General features: G+C 63.1%; 21 protein-coding genes. 17 read left to right on the plus strand and 4 right to left on the minus strand.

The window, feature by feature from the left end; all coding sequences use genetic code 11:
- Positions 1 to 12 precede the first annotated feature (12 nt).
- Genes BM229_RS11710 through BM229_RS11730 form a run of 5 tightly spaced genes read left to right on the plus strand, consistent with a single transcriptional unit; the run spans position 13 to position 3,631 of the window.
- Positions 13 to 471, plus strand: a complete 459-nt coding sequence (locus tag BM229_RS11710) for a RidA family protein (protein ID WP_093927806.1) — start codon at positions 13 to 15, stop codon at positions 469 to 471.
- A complete protein-coding gene (locus tag BM229_RS11715; RefSeq protein WP_093927807.1) occupies positions 468 to 1,229 on the plus strand; it encodes a glycerophosphodiester phosphodiesterase family protein in 762 nt (253 codons plus the stop codon). Before BM229_RS11710 ends, BM229_RS11715 begins: the two co-directional genes overlap by 4 nt.
- Positions 1,230 to 1,277: 48 nt before the next feature.
- A complete protein-coding gene (locus tag BM229_RS11720; protein WP_093927808.1) occupies positions 1,278 to 2,465 on the plus strand; it encodes a GNAT family N-acetyltransferase in 1,188 nt (395 codons plus the stop codon).
- Positions 2,462 to 2,770, plus strand: coding sequence for a 4a-hydroxytetrahydrobiopterin dehydratase (locus BM229_RS11725; protein ID WP_093927809.1), 309 nt, complete (start codon positions 2,462 to 2,464; stop codon positions 2,768 to 2,770). The genes BM229_RS11720 and BM229_RS11725 overlap by 4 nt, the downstream gene beginning before the upstream one ends.
- 12 nt (positions 2,771 to 2,782) lie before the next feature.
- The gene (locus BM229_RS11730; RefSeq protein ID WP_093927810.1) at positions 2,783 to 3,631 is read left to right on the plus strand and encodes a mechanosensitive ion channel family protein; all 849 of its coding nucleotides are present in this window, start codon (positions 2,783 to 2,785) and stop codon (positions 3,629 to 3,631) included.
- Between the two features lie 76 nt (positions 3,632 to 3,707).
- On the opposite strand, the gene BM229_RS11735 is transcribed toward BM229_RS11730, so the two are convergent.
- Entirely contained in the window at positions 3,708 to 4,196 is a 489-nt protein-coding gene (locus BM229_RS11735; RefSeq protein ID WP_093927811.1) for a peroxiredoxin, read from the minus strand.
- An 88-nt stretch (positions 4,197 to 4,284) separates the two neighbouring features.
- On the opposite strand from BM229_RS11735, the gene BM229_RS11740 reads away from it, so the two are divergent.
- The 8 genes from BM229_RS11740 (at position 4,285) to BM229_RS11775 (ending at position 11,882) form a co-directional block, all read left to right on the plus strand.
- The gene (locus BM229_RS11740; RefSeq protein WP_093927812.1) at positions 4,285 to 5,490 is read left to right on the plus strand and encodes an NAD(P)/FAD-dependent oxidoreductase; all 1,206 of its coding nucleotides are present in this window, start codon (positions 4,285 to 4,287) and stop codon (positions 5,488 to 5,490) included.
- Positions 5,487 to 6,047 (plus strand): 16S rRNA (guanine(966)-N(2))-methyltransferase RsmD, encoded by a 561-nt coding sequence (rsmD, locus tag BM229_RS11745; RefSeq protein ID WP_093927813.1) that lies wholly within the window; start codon positions 5,487 to 5,489, stop codon positions 6,045 to 6,047. Before BM229_RS11740 ends, rsmD begins: the two co-directional genes overlap by 4 nt.
- Before the next feature lie 126 nt (positions 6,048 to 6,173).
- Complete coding sequence (locus BM229_RS11750) at positions 6,174 to 7,436, plus strand: imelysin family protein (RefSeq protein ID WP_093927814.1); 1,263 nt, start codon at positions 6,174 to 6,176, stop codon at positions 7,434 to 7,436.
- 60 nt (positions 7,437 to 7,496) lie between these two features.
- Complete coding sequence (locus BM229_RS11755) at positions 7,497 to 7,745, plus strand: (2Fe-2S)-binding protein (protein ID WP_093927815.1); 249 nt, start codon at positions 7,497 to 7,499, stop codon at positions 7,743 to 7,745.
- The gene (bfr, locus tag BM229_RS11760; protein WP_093927816.1) at positions 7,742 to 8,227 is read left to right on the plus strand and encodes a bacterioferritin; all 486 of its coding nucleotides are present in this window, start codon (positions 7,742 to 7,744) and stop codon (positions 8,225 to 8,227) included. Before BM229_RS11755 ends, bfr begins: the two co-directional genes overlap by 4 nt.
- A gap of 69 nt (positions 8,228 to 8,296) precedes the next feature.
- Positions 8,297 to 9,820, plus strand: coding sequence for a di-heme oxidoreductase family protein (locus BM229_RS11765; protein ID WP_167360248.1), 1,524 nt, complete (start codon positions 8,297 to 8,299; stop codon positions 9,818 to 9,820).
- Positions 9,820 to 10,806, plus strand: a complete 987-nt coding sequence (locus BM229_RS11770) for an imelysin family protein (RefSeq protein ID WP_093927818.1) — start codon at positions 9,820 to 9,822, stop codon at positions 10,804 to 10,806. Before BM229_RS11765 ends, BM229_RS11770 begins: the two co-directional genes overlap by 1 nt.
- On the plus strand, positions 10,806 to 11,882 hold the full coding sequence (locus tag BM229_RS11775) for a DUF1513 domain-containing protein (RefSeq protein ID WP_093927819.1): 1,077 nt from the start codon (positions 10,806 to 10,808) through the stop codon (positions 11,880 to 11,882). Before BM229_RS11770 ends, BM229_RS11775 begins: the two co-directional genes overlap by 1 nt.
- Before the next feature lie 29 nt (positions 11,883 to 11,911).
- Here BM229_RS11775 and map read toward each other — a convergent pair whose 3' ends face one another.
- Positions 11,912 to 12,742: a type I methionyl aminopeptidase gene (gene map, locus BM229_RS11780; protein WP_093927820.1), complete on the minus strand. Its 831-nt coding sequence runs from the start codon at positions 12,740 to 12,742 to the stop codon at positions 11,912 to 11,914.
- A gap of 51 nt (positions 12,743 to 12,793) precedes the next feature.
- Positions 12,794 to 13,501, minus strand: coding sequence for a DNA/RNA nuclease SfsA (sfsA, locus tag BM229_RS11785; RefSeq protein WP_093927821.1), 708 nt, complete (start codon positions 13,499 to 13,501; stop codon positions 12,794 to 12,796).
- 47 nt (positions 13,502 to 13,548) lie between these two features.
- On the opposite strand from sfsA, the gene BM229_RS11790 reads away from it, so the two are divergent.
- From BM229_RS11790 to BM229_RS11805, 4 genes are read left to right on the plus strand one after another with little or no spacing between them, the layout of a single operon-like run.
- Entirely contained in the window at positions 13,549 to 14,268 is a 720-nt protein-coding gene (locus BM229_RS11790) for a competence/damage-inducible protein A (protein ID WP_093927822.1), read from the plus strand.
- Entirely contained in the window at positions 14,265 to 14,981 is a 717-nt protein-coding gene (locus tag BM229_RS11795; protein ID WP_093927823.1) for a GNAT family N-acetyltransferase, read from the plus strand. Before BM229_RS11790 ends, BM229_RS11795 begins: the two co-directional genes overlap by 4 nt.
- 11 nt (positions 14,982 to 14,992) lie before the next feature.
- Complete coding sequence (locus tag BM229_RS11800; protein WP_093927824.1) at positions 14,993 to 15,562, plus strand: peroxidase-related enzyme; 570 nt, start codon at positions 14,993 to 14,995, stop codon at positions 15,560 to 15,562.
- Positions 15,559 to 16,512, plus strand: a complete 954-nt coding sequence (locus tag BM229_RS11805; RefSeq protein WP_093927825.1) for an OmpA family protein — start codon at positions 15,559 to 15,561, stop codon at positions 16,510 to 16,512. The genes BM229_RS11800 and BM229_RS11805 overlap by 4 nt, the downstream gene beginning before the upstream one ends.
- Position 16,513: 1 nt before the next feature.
- Here the strand turns inward: BM229_RS11805 and BM229_RS11810 are convergent, their stop codons facing one another.
- Complete coding sequence (locus tag BM229_RS11810) at positions 16,514 to 16,945, minus strand: Lrp/AsnC family transcriptional regulator (protein WP_093927826.1); 432 nt, start codon at positions 16,943 to 16,945, stop codon at positions 16,514 to 16,516.
- Between the last annotated feature and the right edge of the window lie 9 nt (positions 16,946 to 16,954).

A 16,954-nucleotide genomic window follows, 5' to 3' on the forward strand; every position in this document is an offset into this window, starting at 1 on the left:
AAGGAGAACGCCATGTCCCTGACCGCCCGCCTTGCCGACCTCGGGATTACCCTGCCCGACGCCCCTGCACCTGCCGCGAACTACGTGCCCTTCGTGTTCACAGGGAACACCGTCTATGTATCGGGCCAGATCTCGAACGGGCCGGATGGGCTGATTGTCGGGCGTTTGGGTGACAGCATGGATGTCGACGCCGGGGCGGCTGCCGCGCGCAGCTGTGCACTAAGCCTTTTGGCGCAGGTGCGCGCCGCTTGTGACGGGGATCTGGATCGGCTTAAGCGGGTTGTGAAACTGACCGGGTTTGTCAATTCCACCGCAGATTTCACCGACCAGCCCAAGGTGATCAACGGTGCATCAGATTTCATGGTTGAGGCCTTGGGCGAGGCAGGTCGTCACGCGCGGTCGGCGGTTTCTGCCGCATCGTTGCCACTGGGCGTTGCCGTCGAAATCGAAGGCATTTTTGAGATCGAATGACCCTTCCTTCCGCCTTTCTGAATGTTCCATTGGCGCATCGCGCGCTGCATGATCTCGCCGCCGGACGGTCCGAAAACAGCCGTGTCGCTGTCCGCGCGGCGGTTGAGGCGGGGTTCGGGATTGAGATCGACCTGCAACTTAGCGCCGATGGTAAGGCGATGGTCTTTCACGATTATGGGCTGGAGCGGTTGACGGCAGAGCGAGGTGCGTTGCGCCTGCGCGATGCCGAGGCTCTGGCGAAGATCCCCCTCAAAGGCGGCGACGAAGGCATCCCGACGCTCGAAGAGATCCTTGATCTTGTTGCCGGCCGCGTGCCGCTGCTGGTGGAGTTCAAGGATCAAGATGGCGGTATGGGGCCAGATGTCGGCGCATTAGAGGCCGCAGCCGCCGGGCCTCTTGCCGCCTATCGCGGCGATCTGGCCGTGATGTCGTTTAACCCGTATTCGGTGCGAGAACTCTCCCGGTTGTTGCCCGATGTGCCACGCGGCTTGACCACCAGCGGCTACCGCGCCGATGAATGGCCGCTGCCCACGGCGACCTGCGACCGGCTGCGTGAAATTCCCGACTATGCCGACTGTGGCGCCTGTTTCATCAGCCACGAGGCCGATGACCTCAGCCGCCCCCGTGTGGCCGAGTTGAAAGCCGGTGGTGCGGCGGTGCTGTGTTGGACGATTCGTAGTCAAGCCGAAGAAGACATCGCACGTCAGGTGGCCCAGAACGTTACCTTTGAAAGCTATCTACCCCAGCCGCGCCCTTGATCCGCGGGGCCAAGGCCACACATAGGACGCAAGGCAGGCAAGGTTCAGATGAGCGCGCAGGAAATCGAGATTACGGTGGTGCCGGAACTGGCACAGATCGGCCAAGAGGATTGGGACGCCTGCGCCTGTCCTGAGGCCGCAGACGGGGCGCGTCCGCGTGACCCTTTCACGACCTATCGATTCCTATCGGCCTTGGAGCGCAGCGGGTCAGTCGGGCCCGGCACGGGTTGGCAGCCGCAGTATCTGGTTGCACGGATTGCGGGCCAAGTGATCGCCGTGGCGCCAATGTATGCCAAATCGCACAGCCAAGGCGAATATATCTTCGACCATAACTGGGCACATGCCTATGAACGCGCGGGCGGGCGCTATTACCCGAAACTCCAGATCGCGGTGCCGCATACCCCCGCCACCGGGCGGCGCTTTCTGGTGCGGCCCGGGTTCGAAGAGGCGGGCACCGCCGCGCTGGTTCAGGGCGCGGTGCAACTGACCGACAATAACGCGCTGTCCTCGCTACATGTGACCTTTTGCACCGAGGGCGAAGTCACCCGGGCCGAAGCTTTGGGCCTGATGAGCCGCAAAAGTCAGCAGTTTCACTGGCACAACCGCGATTATGCCGATTTCGACGGTTTCCTCGCCAGTCTATCCTCGCGCAAGCGCAAGAATATCCGCAAGGAACGCTCTCAGGCGCAGGATTTTGGCGGCACGATCCACACTTTCACCGGCGATCAGATCGAACCCGAACATTGGGATGCCTTCTGGCAGTTCTACCAAGACACCGGCGCGCGGAAATGGGGTTCGCCCTATCTCACGCGGGAATTCTTTGACCATGCGCAGGAAAGCCTGCGCGAAGATATTGCGCTGGTGCTGGCTGAACGTGACGGGCGTTGGATTGCCGGGGCGCTCAACTTCATCGGAGCAGAGACGCTCTTTGGCCGCTACTGGGGCTGTACCGAACACCACCCCTTTCTGCACTTTGAGCTGTGCTATTATCGCGCCATGGATTTCGCCATCGCCCATGGGCTTTCCCGAGTAGAGGCGGGCGCGCAGGGCGAACACAAGCTCGCACGCGGCTATCTGCCGTCACCCACATGGTCGCTGCATTGGATGCGCGATCCGGGTTTTGCCTCTGCCGTGGGGGAGTATCTGCAGGCCGAACGCGACGCCGTGGACGAAGAGATCAGCGTGCTGACCGACTACGGCCCCTTCAAAAAGACGACGATTGAGGAACAAGAATGACCGAGAGATTAAGCATCGAGACCCGCAAAACCCTGCTGCATCCGCTGTTCAATACCGGCTGGGAGATGGTCGAAAGCCGGGATGCGATCCACAAGACGTTCAAGTTCAAGGATTTCGCCGACGCCTTTGGCTGGATGACAAGGGTGGCAATCTGGGCGGAAAAATGGAATCACCATCCCGAATGGAGCAACGTTTACAACCGTGTGGAGGTGACGTTGATCACCCATGACGTAGATGGGCTAAGCTCGCTTGATGCGAAACTGGCGCGCAAGATGGATGGTCTCTTTGGGGCCGGGAAAGACTGACGGAGAGACCGGATGCAAGATTTGTTTGAAACGGAACTGTGGCAGGGCAAGACGATCGCCGATCTGCTGACGCTTGAATTCCTTGCCAGTGCGGCGGGTTCGGTGATTGGGGCGATTGTGATCCTGTTGCTGGGGTGGGTCATCTCAAGTTGGCTGCAACACCGTGTCGAAAACCTTGGCAAGCGGAACAAGCACCTTGACGAGATGCTGTTCGAATTTCTGGCCTCAATCGTGCGCTATGTGGTGCTGGGTTTTACGGTTCTGTTCGTGCTCAACACCTTTGGGGTCAAAACGACATCGGTCGTGGCAGTCATTGGTGCGGCGGGTCTGGCCATCGGTTTGGCTTTGCAAGGCACGCTGTCGAATGTGGCGGCGGGCGTCATGTTGATCTTGTTCCGCCCGATTAAAATCGGGGATTTCGTTGTGATCGCGGGCGAAATGGGCACGGTCAAGCAGATCAACCTCAACTACACCGTGCTGGCTGATCTAAGCAACGTGCAAGTCATCGTGCCGAACTCTGAGGTTTGGGGCAATGTGATCACCAACTATTCGGTAAACCCGACCCGCCGCGCGGAATGGACCTTTGGTGTGGGCTATGGTGCGAACCTCAAGACCGCCGAAGAGATCATTCGCAGCACGATCACAGCAGACGCGCGCGCGCATGCCGATCCTGAACCCTTTGTGCAGGTGAGCAACCTTGGCGACAGTTCCGTTGATTTTCTTGTGCGGGTCTGGTGCAGCGCGGATGATTATTTTGCCTTCAAGGCCGATATGACCCGCAAGGTCAAAGAGGCTCTGGATGAGGGCGGTGTCGATATTCCGTTCCCCACGCGTACCATTGTGCAGGCTGCTGCAGAGTAGGCCTTCGCCCGTGCGACCTTGAGGGGGCAGCCCCAGTTAGCAAAACGCCCGGCCAATCTGGCCGGGCGTTCGCGTTTTACATATTGTCCAGCAGCGCTTCGCCGCCGGAAATCTCGCAGGTGCCGGGGCTTTCCTCGGGTTGCCAAAGTGTCACCTTGCCGTCTTCGACGAGCATCGCATAGCGCTTGGACCGTGCGACCAAACCGGCAGGGGCCGCGTCGAACTCCATGCCGATGGCGCGGGTGAATTCGCTGCTGGCGTCAGCCAGCATTGTGATCCCGGCCTCGGTTGCGCCGGTTGCTTCGCCCCAAGCTTTCATCACGAAAGGGTCGTTGCAAGAAACGCAGATCACCTCATCCACGCCTTTGGCGTCGAACCGATCCTTGGTGCGCACAAAGCTCGGCACATGGGCAGAGTGGCAGGTCGGCGTGAAGGCGCCCGGTACGGCAAAGATCACCACTTTGCGGCCCTTAAGCTTGTCGGCCATCTGTACCGGCTCGGGCCCATCCGCGCCCATCTGAACCAGTTTTGCATCGGGCAGCGTGGAACCTTGAGAAATCGTCATGGGATAGCCTCTCCTGTCATTGCGGTTGTCTTGGGGCCAGATATAGGCTTTGACCGCGACTGAGACCAGATCAATCGGGGGTAGGCAGATGCAGCATGTGGTGGTGATCGGAGCCGGGCAGGCGGGGGCCTCTTGCGTGGCCAAACTCCGCAATGGTGGGTTTGACGGGCGGATCACCCTGATTGGGGCCGAGCCTTGCCCACCCTACCAGCGCCCGCCGCTGTCTAAAGGGTACCTGCTGGGCGATATGACACTGGAGCGGCTGTTTTTGCGGCCCGAGGCGTTTTATGCCGATCAAGGGATCACGCTGAAAACCGACTGCCGCGTAACCGCGATTGACCCTGAAACGCACGTTCTTGCCACCACAGACGGGCAGATCGCCTATGACGAACTAGTGCTCGCCACTGGATCCGTCCCGCGCCGTCTGCCTGAAGCGATTGGCGGGGCGCTGGATGGCGTCTTCACCGTGCGCGATTTGGCCGATGTCGATGCAATGGCCCCGCGTTTCGTGAAGGGCGCGAAGGTACTGATCGTCGGCGGTGGCTACATCGGGCTGGAGGCAGCGGCGGTGGCGGCCAAGCTGGGGCTTGAGGTCACGCTGGTGGAAATGGCCGACCGCATCCTGCAGCGCGTCGCAGCGCCAGAGACCAGTGACTATTTCCGCGCCCTGCATGAAGGCCGCGGCGTGACCCTGCGCGAAGGCGTGGGGCTTGAGCGGCTGTTGGGGGAGACCCACGTTACCGGCGCGCGCCTCAGCGACGGAACGGAGATCGCTGCCGATTTCGTCATCACCGGAGTGGGCATCGAGCCCGATGTCGTGTTGGCGGCAGCGGCGGGGATCAAGATCGAAAACGGCATCAAGGTCGACGCGCAGGGGCGCACGAACATGCCGGGCATCTGGGCGGCCGGGGACTGCACTTCTTTCCCCTATCGCGGCGGGCGCATCCGGTTGGAAAGTGTGCCGAACGCCATTGATCAAGCCGAGGTGGTGGCCGAAAACATCCTCGGCGCGGGCAAGGAATATGTCGCCAAGCCGTGGTTCTGGTCAGATCAATATGACGTGAAGCTGCAAATCGCCGGGCTGAACGCAGGCTATGACCGCGTGGTCAGCCGCCTTGGCGACGGCAGCGCGTCCTTCTGGTACTACCTTGGTGACACCCTGCTGGCCGTGGATGCTGCGAACGACCCACGTGGTTACATGGTGGGTAAACGGTTGATCGAGGCGGGGAAATCGCCTGATCCCGCGCTGGTCGCGGACCCTGATACCGACCTTAAGGCTTTGCTGAAAGCATGAGGATCATTGCCGGGAAATACCGTGGCCGCCCCCTTGCGGCACTTGGCAAGGGTGATGCCGGAGCGCATCTGCGCCCGACCTCTGATCGCGTCCGCGAAAGCCTTTTTTCGATGTTGACTCATCACGACGTGATCCAAGGTGCGCGGGTGCTAGATTTGTTCGCAGGCACCGGCGCGCTGGGGTTCGAGGCGCTGTCGCGGGGTGCCAACACGGTCTGTTTCGTCGAGAATGGCCACACCGGGCAGCGGCTGATCGGAGAGAATACCCGCACGCTTGGGGCCGAATCTGAGACGCGATTGATGCGCAACGATGCCACACGGCTGGGGCCATGGACGCAGCCTCCGTTTGATCTGGTCTTTCTCGATCCGCCCTATGGTAAATCCATGGGGCAGAAAGCGTTGATAGCCGCTGCTGCAGGCAGCTGGCTTGCCCCCGGCGCGATGATCGTTTGGGAGGAAAACACCCCCATGCATGCCCCAGAGGGATTCGCCCGGATTGACACGCGCAAATATGGCGATACCCATGTGACGCTCTTGCAAAGGGCTGAAGGCAAATAGCTTTACTCGCGGGGCAGCGTCACGGCACCTTCACCCTTGTCTTTTCCGACAGTTTGAGTCACCTATTGCAAAAGAGCCCGCTGCAGTCTGCGCGGCGCCAAGGTGATATCCAAGGAAGGACATTCGATGCGCCTCAAAGCGACCACAGCCATTGCGCTGATCACATTTGCCGCCGCTCCGGCATTCGCGCAAGACAAGGCTGAGGTGCTGGGCACCTATGCCGACATCGCGCAGGCGGGCTACGAAGACAGCCTGACCACCGCGCAGACGCTGCAAGCCGCCGTCGAGACGCTGATCGCCACCCCCTCGGCCGAAGCGCTTCAGGCTGCGAAAGCCGCATGGCTGGCTGCCCGCGTGCCCTACCAGCAGACCGAGGTTTTCCGCTTTGGCAACGCCATCGTCGATGACTGGGAAGGCAAGGTTAACGCATGGCCGCTGGACGAAGGTCTGATCGACTATGTCGACGCCTCCTATGGCGGCGAGACGGATGAAAACCAACTGGCGGTTCTGAACGTTATCGCCAACCCGAGTTTCACGCTGGGCGGGGAGGAGGTGGACGCCACCGAGATTACGCCTGCGCTCCTCGAAGGGCAGTTGCATGAGGCGGGCGCGGTTGAGGCCAATGTCGCCACCGGCTACCACGCCATCGAATTCCTGCTCTGGGGCCAAGACCTGAACGGTACTGAGCATGGCGCGGGCAACCGTCCTTGGACCGATTACGCAGCGGGCGACGACTGCACCGGCGACAACTGCGACCGCCGTGGGCAATACCTCAAGGCCGCGACCGATCTGCTGGTCAGCGATCTGGAATGGATGGCCAGTCAGTGGGCCGAAGGCGGCGAGGCGCGCGCCGCCGTGCTGGCCGACGAAGACGCCGGGATCGACGCGATCCTGACCGGCATGGGCTCGCTCTCCTACGGCGAACAGGCCGGGGAGCGGATGAAGCTGGGCGTCATGCTGAACGACCCCGAGGAAGAGCATGATTGCTTCTCGGACAACACCCACAACAGCCACTACTACGACGGTCTGGGCGTGCGGAACGTCTATCTGGGCGAATACCTGCGCGTCGATGGCCGCGTGGTTTCCGGCGCGTCGTTGTCCGATCTGGTGGCCAGTGCCGATGCCAGCGTCGACGAAGACCTGCGCGCCAAGCTGAACGCCTCCATGGTGGAACTGGGCCAGATTAAAACCGCCGCCGAAGCGGGTTTCAGCTATGACATGATGCTTGAGCGCGGCAATGCCGAAGGCGAGGCGCTGATCATGGGCGCGGTCGATGCGTTGGTGGGTCAGACCCGCGCGATTGAGCGTGCCGTGACGGCTCTGGGCGGTGACGAGATCGCCTTTGAAGGCTCCGACAGCCTCGACGCGCCAGAGGCCGTCTTCCAGTAATCCTAATCCATCCTCGGGCCGCTGCGGCGGCCCGAGGCCAGCAAGGGAATACGCAAAACCATGATTGTTTGTCACTGTCAGAACATTACCGATCGCGACATCAACAACGCCATCGACTGGATGCGCGCCTCTGACGCGCGGACGGTCATCACTGCGGGTAAAATTTACCGCGCCTTGGGCAAAGCAGCCGATTGTGGTGGCTGCATGCCTCTGTTCTTGTCTACCATGCGAGGAAATGGCAACTTTTCCGTGCCTGTGCTGAAACCCACTCTACGTCAGGCAAAACCAAACAAGGAGACAGGTTCATGAAGGGCGACGTAAAGGTCATCGAATATCTCAACGCGGCACTGCGCAGCGAGCTGACAGCGGTAAGCCAATACTGGCTGCACTACCGGCTGCAAGAAGACTGGGGCTATGGTCGGCTTGCCGATAAGTCGCGCGAGGAAAGCATCGAAGAGATGAACCACGCCGACAAGCTGATCGAGCGGATCATCTTCCTCGAGGGGCATCCGAATCTGCAAAAGCTGGACGCGCTGCGCATCGGTGAAACGGTCAAGGAATGTCTTGAGTCCGATTTGGCCGCCGAACATGAGGCCCGCACCCTGTACATTGAGGCGCGCAATCACTGCGATCAGGTTGGGGATTATGTCTCTAAGAACCTGTTCGAGGAATTGATTGCCGACGAGGAAGGGCATATCGACTTCCTCGAAACCCAATTGTCGCTTCAGGCCGAACTGGGCGAGGCCGTCTATGGCCAGCTTCAGGCCAAGCCGACAGACGACAGCAAGTAACTTCGAATGGCAGGCCCGGTTCTGGGCCTGCCGCTATCCAAGGCATTCCCCATGCGATTCCTCATTCCGATGCTCACGGTGGCCGCCGCGAGCATGGCCGCCGCCGCTCCACAGGCACTGGAGGAACCGCATCTCAAGGTCATCCCCCGCACCGCAGAAGAGGCCGCCCGGATTGCCAAGGTCACCGCCCCCGCGACCGAATTCGACAAGCCCGAACCCTTTGAGACAAACCCGGCAGGGGCCGCCACGGTCAGCCCGCGCGGCAATGCCGATGCGTTTTCGCTGCCCTCGGGTAACATTCCGTTCGAGCGGGAGTTGGACTTTAAGGTCGGCAATGGTTTGTTCAAAAAACTCTGGGTGTCATCGCCGTCTTCGACGCTCGCGTCTGACGGGCTGGGGCCGCTTTTCAACGCGCGTTCCTGCCAGCGTTGCCACCTGAAAGACGGGCGCGGCCATCCGCCCGAGGGGCCAGAGGATGACGCGGTGTCGATGTTCCTGCGCATCTCGGTCCCCACTGCCCCCGAAGAGGCGATGAGCGAGATCGAGGCGTTTCTGCTTTCGGTGGGCGACAGCACCCCGCGTACGCGGCCCGATCCGGTTTATGGCGGACAATTGCAGGATTTCGGGGTGGCGGGCCATCCGGCGGAATACCGTTTGGGCGTGAGTTATGAAGAGGTGGAGGTCGCCCTGTCCGATGGCGAAACCGCCAGCCTGCGCCGCCCGGCCTACAGTGCCGAAGACCTCGGCTATGGTCCCTTGGCCGACGGCGCGATGCTCAGCCCCCGTGTGGCCCCGCCGATGATCGGTCTGGGCTTGCTGGAGGCGATCCCAGCCGCAGATATCTTAGCCCTCGCGGACCCCGAAGACGCCGACGGCGACGGCATCTCGGGCCGGGCGCAGATCGTCTGGTCCTTTGAACACACGCGCCCGATGCTGGGCCGTTTCGGCTGGAAAGCCGGCGCACCGACGATCCGCGAACAATCCGCCAGCGCCTTTGCGGGCGACATCGGCATTTCATCCCCCATCTTCGACGCAGCTTGGGGCGATTGCACCACCGAACAGACCGCTTGCCGCGACGCCCCGCATGGGGATGGTGACGCGCGCGGGACAGAGATTGACGCCGAAGGTCTTGATCTGGTGACCTTCTACAGCCGCAACCTTGCCGTGCCCGCCCGACGCGATGTTGGCGCGCCTGAGGTGCTGCGCGGCAAGGCGGTGTTCCATGAGGTCGGCTGCACCTCCTGCCATCAGCCGAAATTCGTGACCGAACGGTTGGAGGATCAGCCCGAGCAGAGCTTCCAACTGATCTGGCCGATGACCGATCTTTTGCTCCATGACATGGGCGAAGGGCTGGCCGACGACCGCCCCGAGGGCCGCGCGAATGGGCGCGAATGGCGCACCGCGCCGCTTTGGGGCATCGGCTTGACCGAACAGGTTAACGGGCATACCCAATTCCTGCACGACGGGCGCGCGCGGTCGCTGCTTGAAGCGGTGCTCTGGCACGGCGGCGAAGCCCAGCCCGCCCGTGATGCCGTGGTAGAGATGCCCAAAGCCGACCGTGACGCCCTGATCCGCTATCTGGAGAGCCTTTGATGCGCAGCTTACTGACCGCCACATTCCTTCTGACCGCCGCCCCCGCCCTCGCCGGGGTAAACGACGTGATCCGAGATCACGCACTCCCGGGCACCGCGCGTTTCGCCTCTGCCACTGCGGCGCTCGACGCTGCAGCGCAGGCCAATTGCACTGACACGGCCCTGCGCCCGGCCTATCAAGAGGCTTTCGACGCATGGATGGGCATCGCGCATCTGACTCTTGGACCGTTGGAGGAGGACGGGCGCGGGCTGGCCATCGCCTTCTGGCCCGATACGCGCGGCATGGTAGGGCGCAGCGTGGCGCGGCTGGTGGCCGAGGAAGACCCGATTGCGACAAGCGGGGAGTACGCCGAAGTCTCCATCGCCGCGCGCGGGCTCTTTGCGCTGGAACGGCTGCTTTATGACGAAGACTTCGCAGGCTACGGGGCCGAGAGCTATAGCTGCGCATTGGCCCAAGCGATGGCGGCCGATCTGGCCGTGCTGGGGCGCGAGGTCGACACCGCATGGCGTGAGGATTTCGCCACGACGCTCAGCAGCGCGGGGGAGGCGGGGAACAGCCGTTTCCTCAGCCCGCGCGAGGCGTCACAGGCGCTTTACACCGCCCTCGCCACCGGGTTGGAGTTTGTCGCCGATCAACGTCTGGGCCGCCCAATGGGCAGCTTTGACGCCCCCAAACCGCAGGTGGCCGAGGCGCGCCGTTCGGGTCGCAGCCTGCGCAATGTGGTGTTATCGCTTGAAGCATTGCGGGACTTTGCGCGCACCCTGTCGGACCAGCCCACGCCTGAAACCGACGCCGCCTTTGACCGCGCGCTCACCGCCGCCCGCGGCTTGGAAGACCCGATCTTTGCCGGGGTGGCCGATCCGATCAGCCGTATCCGGGTCGAGGCGCTGCAAAATGACGTGCGTGCCATTTCCGAGGCGGTGGGGACCGAGATCGCCCCTGCGCTCGGCGTTTCGGTCGGGTTTAACTCGGCGGATGGCGATTGATGCCGTCGCGCCGCCATTTCCTCGCCGGTCTCGCCGCCGCGACGAGCCTGCCAGCGATGGGCTGGGCCGCCGCCGGAAGCCCCGTCTACCTTGCCGCCGCGCGTGACCCTTCGGGGGCCTATGCGCTTTTCGGGCTGGACGGGACCGGCCATGACATTTTCCGCATCCCGCTGCCCGACCGGGGCCATGCCGCCGCCGCGCATCCCACGGCGCCGGAGGCCGTGGCCTTTGCCCGCCGTCCAGGGCGGTTTGCACTGGTGATCGACTGTGAGAAGGGGCAAGTGGCCCACCGGCTCGAAGCGCCGGTGGGGCGGCATTTCTACGGGCATGGGGCGTTTTTGCAGGGCGGGGCCATCCTCGCCACCAGCGAGAATGAGATCGCCACAGGCGAAGGGCGCATCGGACTGTGGTCCTGCGCAAAGGGCTATGCCCGGATCGGAGAGATCGCCTCGGGCGGGATCGGTCCGCATGAAATCCGCCGCTGGGCCGAGGATGTGCTGGTGGTGGCCAATGGCGGCATTCGCACCCATCCTGACAGCGGCCGGGAGAAGCTGAACATCGACGGTATGCGGCCCAATCTGTCTTATGTGAGCCTCTCGGGCGAGGTTTTGGAGCAGGTCACATTGCCCGATGATCTGCACAGGAACTCAATCCGCCATCTGGCCTTGGCCCCGGACGGGCAGGTGGCTTTTGCGATGCAATGGCAGGGGGAGCCGAACGACGCCGTGCCGTTGTTGGGCCTCCACCGGCGCGGGCAAAACCCGGTGTTGGCCGAGGCCGATCTGGCCGAGCAGATCGCGATGCAGGGCTACGCGGGCAGCGTGGCATTCGCGGCAGATGGCGGGGCGGTCGGGATCACCTCCCCCCGGGGCGGGCGGCTGCATCTGTTTGATAGTGAGGGTGGTTTCTTTGCCAGCCACCGCCGTGCCGATGTCTGCGGGCTGGCGCCGGGCCGAGGCGGCTTTGTTGCCACGGATGGGCTGGGCGGTATCCTGTCGCTGCAAGAGGCCACGCTGTCGCGGCTGACCACGGCCAGCCGCGCGTGGGACAACCATCTGGTCGCCATCGACGCATAGGCGGGCGGGGGCCGTGCCCCCGCAGCGTTTCAGTCGGTTTTATAAGTCGGGTGGAACAGCCCGCCGGGCGAGAGGGTGAAAATCTCCACACCATCTTCGGTCACGCCAACCGAATGCTCGAACTGCGCCGAGAGGGATTTGTCGCGGGTGACGGCGGTCCAATCGTCGGCGAGGGTCTTGGTCTCGGCCCGGCCAAGGTTCACCATCGGCTCAATGGTAAAGAACATGCCCGGCTCAAGCACAGCACCCGTGCCGGGGCGGCCATAGTGCAGCACGTTGGGCGGCGCGTGAAAGACCTGCCCAAGCCCGTGCCCGCAGAAGTCGGTCACGACCGACATGCGGTGGCCTTCGACAAATGTCTGGATGGCATGGCCGATGTCGCCAAAGGTATTGCCCGGTTTCACCGCCTCGATCCCGTGCATCAGGCTGTCGTGGGTCACGTTGATCAAACGCTCGGCCTTGCGCGAAAGCTTGCCCGCCACATACATGCGGCTGGTGTCGCCGAACCAGCCATCGACGATCACGGTCACGTCGATGTTCAGGATGTCGCCGTCTTTCAGCTTCTTGTCGCTAGGGATCCCGTGGCAAACCACATGGTTCACTGAGATGCAGCTCGCATGCTGATAGCCTTTGTAGCCGATCGTCGCGGATTTCGCATGGGCGGCGTTGACCTTCTCTTCGATCAGGCGGTCAAGCTCTCCGGTGGTCTGACCGGGGAAGACATGCTCTGCGATCTCGTCGAGGATCGTGGCGGCCAGACGGCCCGCCGCTTGCATCCCCGCGTGATCCGAAGGCTCGTAAATGCGAATGCCGTCGCGCGTCTGGCGGCCTCGGTGTGCGTTGTTCACCGCTCTCTCCATCTTTGTGTTCGCTCCTATTTAGCGTGGCTTTCCGGCAAGGGCCAGTGCAGCTCAGCCCGCAAAGGGGATCGGTTGCGCCAGTGTGACGGCTTGGGGCGTGATATGGGTGCCGATGGCATGAATTTCCAGCCCCGCCGCCCGCGCCGCTTGGGACGCAGCGGCATAGGTCGGGTCAATGTCGGCGGCAAGGGTCATCTGCGTGCAATCCGTGCGCTGCACCAGATAGAGCAGCACGGCACGGTGCCCGGCCTCAGCCATCCGGGCTAGTTCGCCAAGGTGTTTCGCACCGCGCGCGGTCACGCTGTCGGGGAATTCGGCCAGACCCGTTTGCCGCGAGAGGGTGACCGATTTCACCTCGACATAGGCGTCGGGCAGGCCATCGCCGCTGAGCAGGAAGTCGATGCGGGAATTTTCGCCGTATCTCACTTCGGGCCGGACCTCGGTATAGGCGGCAAGCGGCGCCACCTCGCGTGCGATTAACGCCGCCTTCATCGCGCGATTGGGCAGGGCGGTGTCGACGCCTGTGAAATGGCCGTTCTCATGGTCAACCAGCCGCCAGCCATAGTTCAGCTTTTTCTTCGGATCATCGTTCGGCTCCAGCCAGATGCGGCTGCCCGGTTCCGCCAGCCCCATCATCGAGCCGGGGTTGGCGCAATGGGCGATCACTTCCTCGCCCGTCTCCTCTAGCCTGCAATCAGCCAGAAAGCGTTTGTAGCGGCGGATCAGCCGGGCGGGGACAAGTTGGGTTTGAAAGCGCATGGGACGCGGCCTATACCGAAGGGACGCCATCCTCAAGGAGCCGCCCCATGTCAAATCCCACCGCCGCGATGATCGTCATCGGCGACGAAATCCTTTCGGGCCGGACCCGCGACAGCAATATGCATTACCTTGCGGGGGAGTTGACGAAAGTGGGGATCGACCTGCGCGAAGTGCGCGTGGTCTCGGACGATCACGGGGCGATCATCGCCGCCGTGCAGGCGCTGTCATCGGCCTATACCCATGTCTTCACCTCGGGCGGGATCGGGCCGACCCATGACGACATCACCGCCGATTGCATCGCCGCCGCCTTTAACCGCGACATCGACGTGCGCGACGACGCGCGCGAGATACTGGTCGAACACTACGCCCGCGCGGGCACTCAGATGAACGAGGCCCGCCTGCGCATGGCGCGCATTCCTGAGGGCGCTGCGCTGATCGAAAACCCGGTCTCTGCCGCGCCGGGGTTCGTTGTCGAAAACGTGCATGTGATGGCCGGGGTGCCTTCGGTGTTTCAGGCCATGGTCGCCAGTGTTTTGCCGGGGCTGACAGGCGGCCAACCCTTAATCAGTGAGACGCTGCGCATCGACCGGGGCGAAGGCGATATCGCCGGGCCGTTGGGCGCATTGGCCGAAGAATATCCGCACCTGTCCATGGGCAGCTACCCGTTTCAAAAGGATGGTGTCTTTGGCGCGCATGTGGTGATCCGGGGCAGCGATCCGGGGATGGTCAAAGCGGCGATGGCCAAGCTCAAGGCCGCCTTCGCATGAGTGAGGCGCAGGCGTTTTTTGACGCGGGCGACGCGACATGGCCCGCCGCGCGGCGGTTTGATCACGGGCCATGGACCCTGCGCGAAGGGCAGGGCGGCGGCAAACGGGTCTCGGCGGCGACAGTGCGCGGAGCGATCAATGACGCCGCCATTCCGGTCGCCGAAGCGGCGATGCGCGAGATGGACCAGCGCCCGCTTTTCATGGTCCGCGCGGGGGAAGATGACCTCGACGCGCTGCTGGCCGCGCGGGGCTATGACGTGGTCGATCCGGTCAGGGTCCTAAGCCTGCCGATCACCCGACTGACGGATGTGCCGATGCCCCCAGTCACCGCCTTTTGCATTTGGGAGCCGCTGGCGATCATGGCCGAGGTCTGGGCCGCCGGAGGGGTCGGCCCCGCCCGCCTTGCCGTGATGGACCGCGCCGCGACCAAAACAGGCATCCTTGCGCGCTGGAACGAGAAACCCGCAGGCGTGGCCTTTGCCGGGGTGCACGAAGACATCTGCATGGTCCACGCGGTCGAGGTGCTGCCCCATCAACAGCGCCAAGGCGTGGCCACTTGGATCATGCGCGCCGCGGCCCATTGGGGGCAGGCGCAGGGGGCCAAGCGGCTTTCGGTGCTCTGCGTCGATACCAACACCCGCGCGCAGGCGCTTTACGCCAAACTGGGCTTTGCACCGGTCGGGCACTATCATTACCGTCAAAGCACTGAGTAAAGGATAAGACCATGGCCAACGACATGCCCACCGCCCTTGATCTGCCGATGGTCGATCCGCTGCCCGAGGCGACGCAGAAGTATTTCGACGTCTGTCAGGAAAAGCTCGGAATGGTGCCGAATGTCCTGCGGGCCTATGCCTTTGACATCGACAAGCTGAACGCTTTTGCGGGCATGTATAACGATCTGATGCTGGCTGACAGTGCGCTCAGCAAGCTAGAGCGTGAGATGATCGCGGTGGCGGTGTCTTCGGTCAATAAATGCTACTACTGCCTTGTGGCCCATGGGGCGGCGGTGCGCGAAATGTCGGGCGATCCGCAATTGGGCGAGGCGCTGGTGATGAACTATCGCGTGGCCAAGATCAGCGCCAAACAACGTGCCATGTTAGATTTCGCGGTGAAGCTGACCGAGGCGAGCGCCAAGGTCGAGGAGGTCGACCGTCAGGTGCTGCGCGATGCGGGTTTCACCGACCGCGATATCTTTGACATCGCTAGTGTGGCCGGGTTCTTTAACATGACCAACCGCGTGGCCAGCGCCACCGACATGCGCCCGAACGATGATTACCACGCGCAGGCGCGATGAGCCGGGCGGGGGTTGCTGCGGCTCTAATCGGGGTGCTGCTGGCGGCCCCGGCGGCGGCGCTTGAACTGGCGCTGCCCAGCACCGCGCGGCTGACGGCAGAGCGTAACACCGCGCCGGACCGCTATGCCCCGCCCGTGGGTGTCTATGCCGAAGGGCAGGTGGCGCGGGTCAATGTGGATGGCAGCGTGCGCCGCGCTGCGTGGCGGATGGACACGCCGGGGCTGACCGCCTTGCAGGTGATGCGCCCGCTGCGGCGACAGTTGGGCGAGGCGGGCTTTGACATCGTGCTCGACTGTGCCGCGCGGGAGTGCGGCGGCTTTGATTTTCGCTTTGCCGTGGAGGTGCTGCCGGGGCCGAACATGTATGTGAACCTGCGGGCTTTCCACTTCATCACCGCCCTGCGCCGGGGCGAGGACGGAACGCCGACCGAGGCGATCAGCATCCTTGCCAGCACGGCGGCGACCTCGGCCTATGTGCAGATCATTCAGGCCCGAAGCGGTGAAGCGCCCGAAGGGGAAAGCACCCCCATCACGCCAGAGGCGACTGCCGAGGTGCCGCTTGCCACTGCGACGGGCGATTTCGCAGAAACCCTGAAGGTCGATGGCCATCTGGTGCTCAACCGGCTGGAGTTCGAGACCGGCACCTCTGCGCTTGGTCCCGGCCCCTTTGCCACACTTGAGCGGCTGGCCGAGTTGCTCAAGGCCGAGCCGGATCTGCGCATCGCGCTGGTCGGGCATACCGATGCAGTGGGCAGTTTGGACGCCAACACCGCCCTGTCGCGCCGTCGGGCAGAGGCTGTGCGGCAACGTTTGGTGCAGAGCTATGACGTGGCCCCCGGCCGGGTGGAGGCGCAGGGTGCTGGCTATCTCGCGCCGCGGGCCAGCAACCTGACCGAAGCGGGCCGCGAGCAGAACCGCCGGGTTGAGGTGGTGGTGCTGTCAGCCGAGTAGGCTATTTCGTGACCGTCATTTGGGTTGCCAGCAGCAGGTTCGTCTCGCTGGAACTCACTCCCTGAATGCGGCGAATTTGGCCCAGCACGCTGTCCAACTCTTCGACGGTCTCGGTCCCCGTTTCGACAATCAAATCCCATTTACCATTGGTCGCATGGATCGCCTGCACGGCGGGCATACCGGCAAGGAGGCGTTTGATCCGGTCGGTGCCCGCCCCTTCAATGGCCAAGAGCGTATGGCCCCGGATCGGGCTGTGGCGCATGTCTTCTTTCAGGATCAGCGTAAAGCCCAAGATCGCGCCGGAACTGACCAGACGTTCGACCCGTGCCCGGACCGTCACACGCGACAGACCCGTGGTGGCCGCCAGCGCGGAATAGGATATGCGCGCGTCACGCCGCAGTTCTGCGATGATCTTATTGTCGATCTCGTCCATGGGGATCCC

This window comes from Sulfitobacter dubius, from assembly GCF_900113435.1.
GTDB lineage: Bacteria > Pseudomonadota > Alphaproteobacteria > Rhodobacterales > Rhodobacteraceae > Sulfitobacter > Sulfitobacter dubius.

Coding starts and splice junctions, on each gene's coding strand:
- BM229_RS11710 (WP_093927806.1), top strand. CDS start 13: ATGTCCCTGACCGCCCGCCTTGCCGACCTCGGGATTACCCTGCCCGAC.
- BM229_RS11715 (WP_093927807.1), top strand. CDS start 468: ATGACCCTTCCTTCCGCCTTTCTGAATGTTCCATTGGCGCATCGCGCG.
- BM229_RS11720 (WP_093927808.1), top strand. CDS start 1,278: ATGAGCGCGCAGGAAATCGAGATTACGGTGGTGCCGGAACTGGCACAG.
- BM229_RS11725 (WP_093927809.1), top strand. CDS start 2,462: ATGACCGAGAGATTAAGCATCGAGACCCGCAAAACCCTGCTGCATCCG.
- BM229_RS11730 (WP_093927810.1), top strand. CDS start 2,783: ATGCAAGATTTGTTTGAAACGGAACTGTGGCAGGGCAAGACGATCGCC.
- BM229_RS11735 (WP_093927811.1), bottom strand. CDS start 4,196: ATGACGATTTCTCAAGGTTCCACGCTGCCCGATGCAAAACTGGTTCAG.
- BM229_RS11740 (WP_093927812.1), top strand. CDS start 4,285: ATGCAGCATGTGGTGGTGATCGGAGCCGGGCAGGCGGGGGCCTCTTGC.
- rsmD (WP_093927813.1), top strand. CDS start 5,487: ATGAGGATCATTGCCGGGAAATACCGTGGCCGCCCCCTTGCGGCACTT.
- BM229_RS11750 (WP_093927814.1), top strand. CDS start 6,174: ATGCGCCTCAAAGCGACCACAGCCATTGCGCTGATCACATTTGCCGCC.
- BM229_RS11755 (WP_093927815.1), top strand. CDS start 7,497: ATGATTGTTTGTCACTGTCAGAACATTACCGATCGCGACATCAACAAC.
- bfr (WP_093927816.1), top strand. CDS start 7,742: ATGAAGGGCGACGTAAAGGTCATCGAATATCTCAACGCGGCACTGCGC.
- BM229_RS11765 (WP_167360248.1), top strand. CDS start 8,297: ATGCTCACGGTGGCCGCCGCGAGCATGGCCGCCGCCGCTCCACAGGCA.
- BM229_RS11770 (WP_093927818.1), top strand. CDS start 9,820: ATGCGCAGCTTACTGACCGCCACATTCCTTCTGACCGCCGCCCCCGCC.
- BM229_RS11775 (WP_093927819.1), top strand. CDS start 10,806: ATGCCGTCGCGCCGCCATTTCCTCGCCGGTCTCGCCGCCGCGACGAGC.
- map (WP_093927820.1), bottom strand. CDS start 12,742: ATGGAGAGAGCGGTGAACAACGCACACCGAGGCCGCCAGACGCGCGAC.
- sfsA (WP_093927821.1), bottom strand. CDS start 13,501: ATGCGCTTTCAAACCCAACTTGTCCCCGCCCGGCTGATCCGCCGCTAC.
- BM229_RS11790 (WP_093927822.1), top strand. CDS start 13,549: ATGTCAAATCCCACCGCCGCGATGATCGTCATCGGCGACGAAATCCTT.
- BM229_RS11795 (WP_093927823.1), top strand. CDS start 14,265: ATGAGTGAGGCGCAGGCGTTTTTTGACGCGGGCGACGCGACATGGCCC.
- BM229_RS11800 (WP_093927824.1), top strand. CDS start 14,993: ATGGCCAACGACATGCCCACCGCCCTTGATCTGCCGATGGTCGATCCG.
- BM229_RS11805 (WP_093927825.1), top strand. CDS start 15,559: ATGAGCCGGGCGGGGGTTGCTGCGGCTCTAATCGGGGTGCTGCTGGCG.
- BM229_RS11810 (WP_093927826.1), bottom strand. CDS start 16,945: ATGGACGAGATCGACAATAAGATCATCGCAGAACTGCGGCGTGACGCG.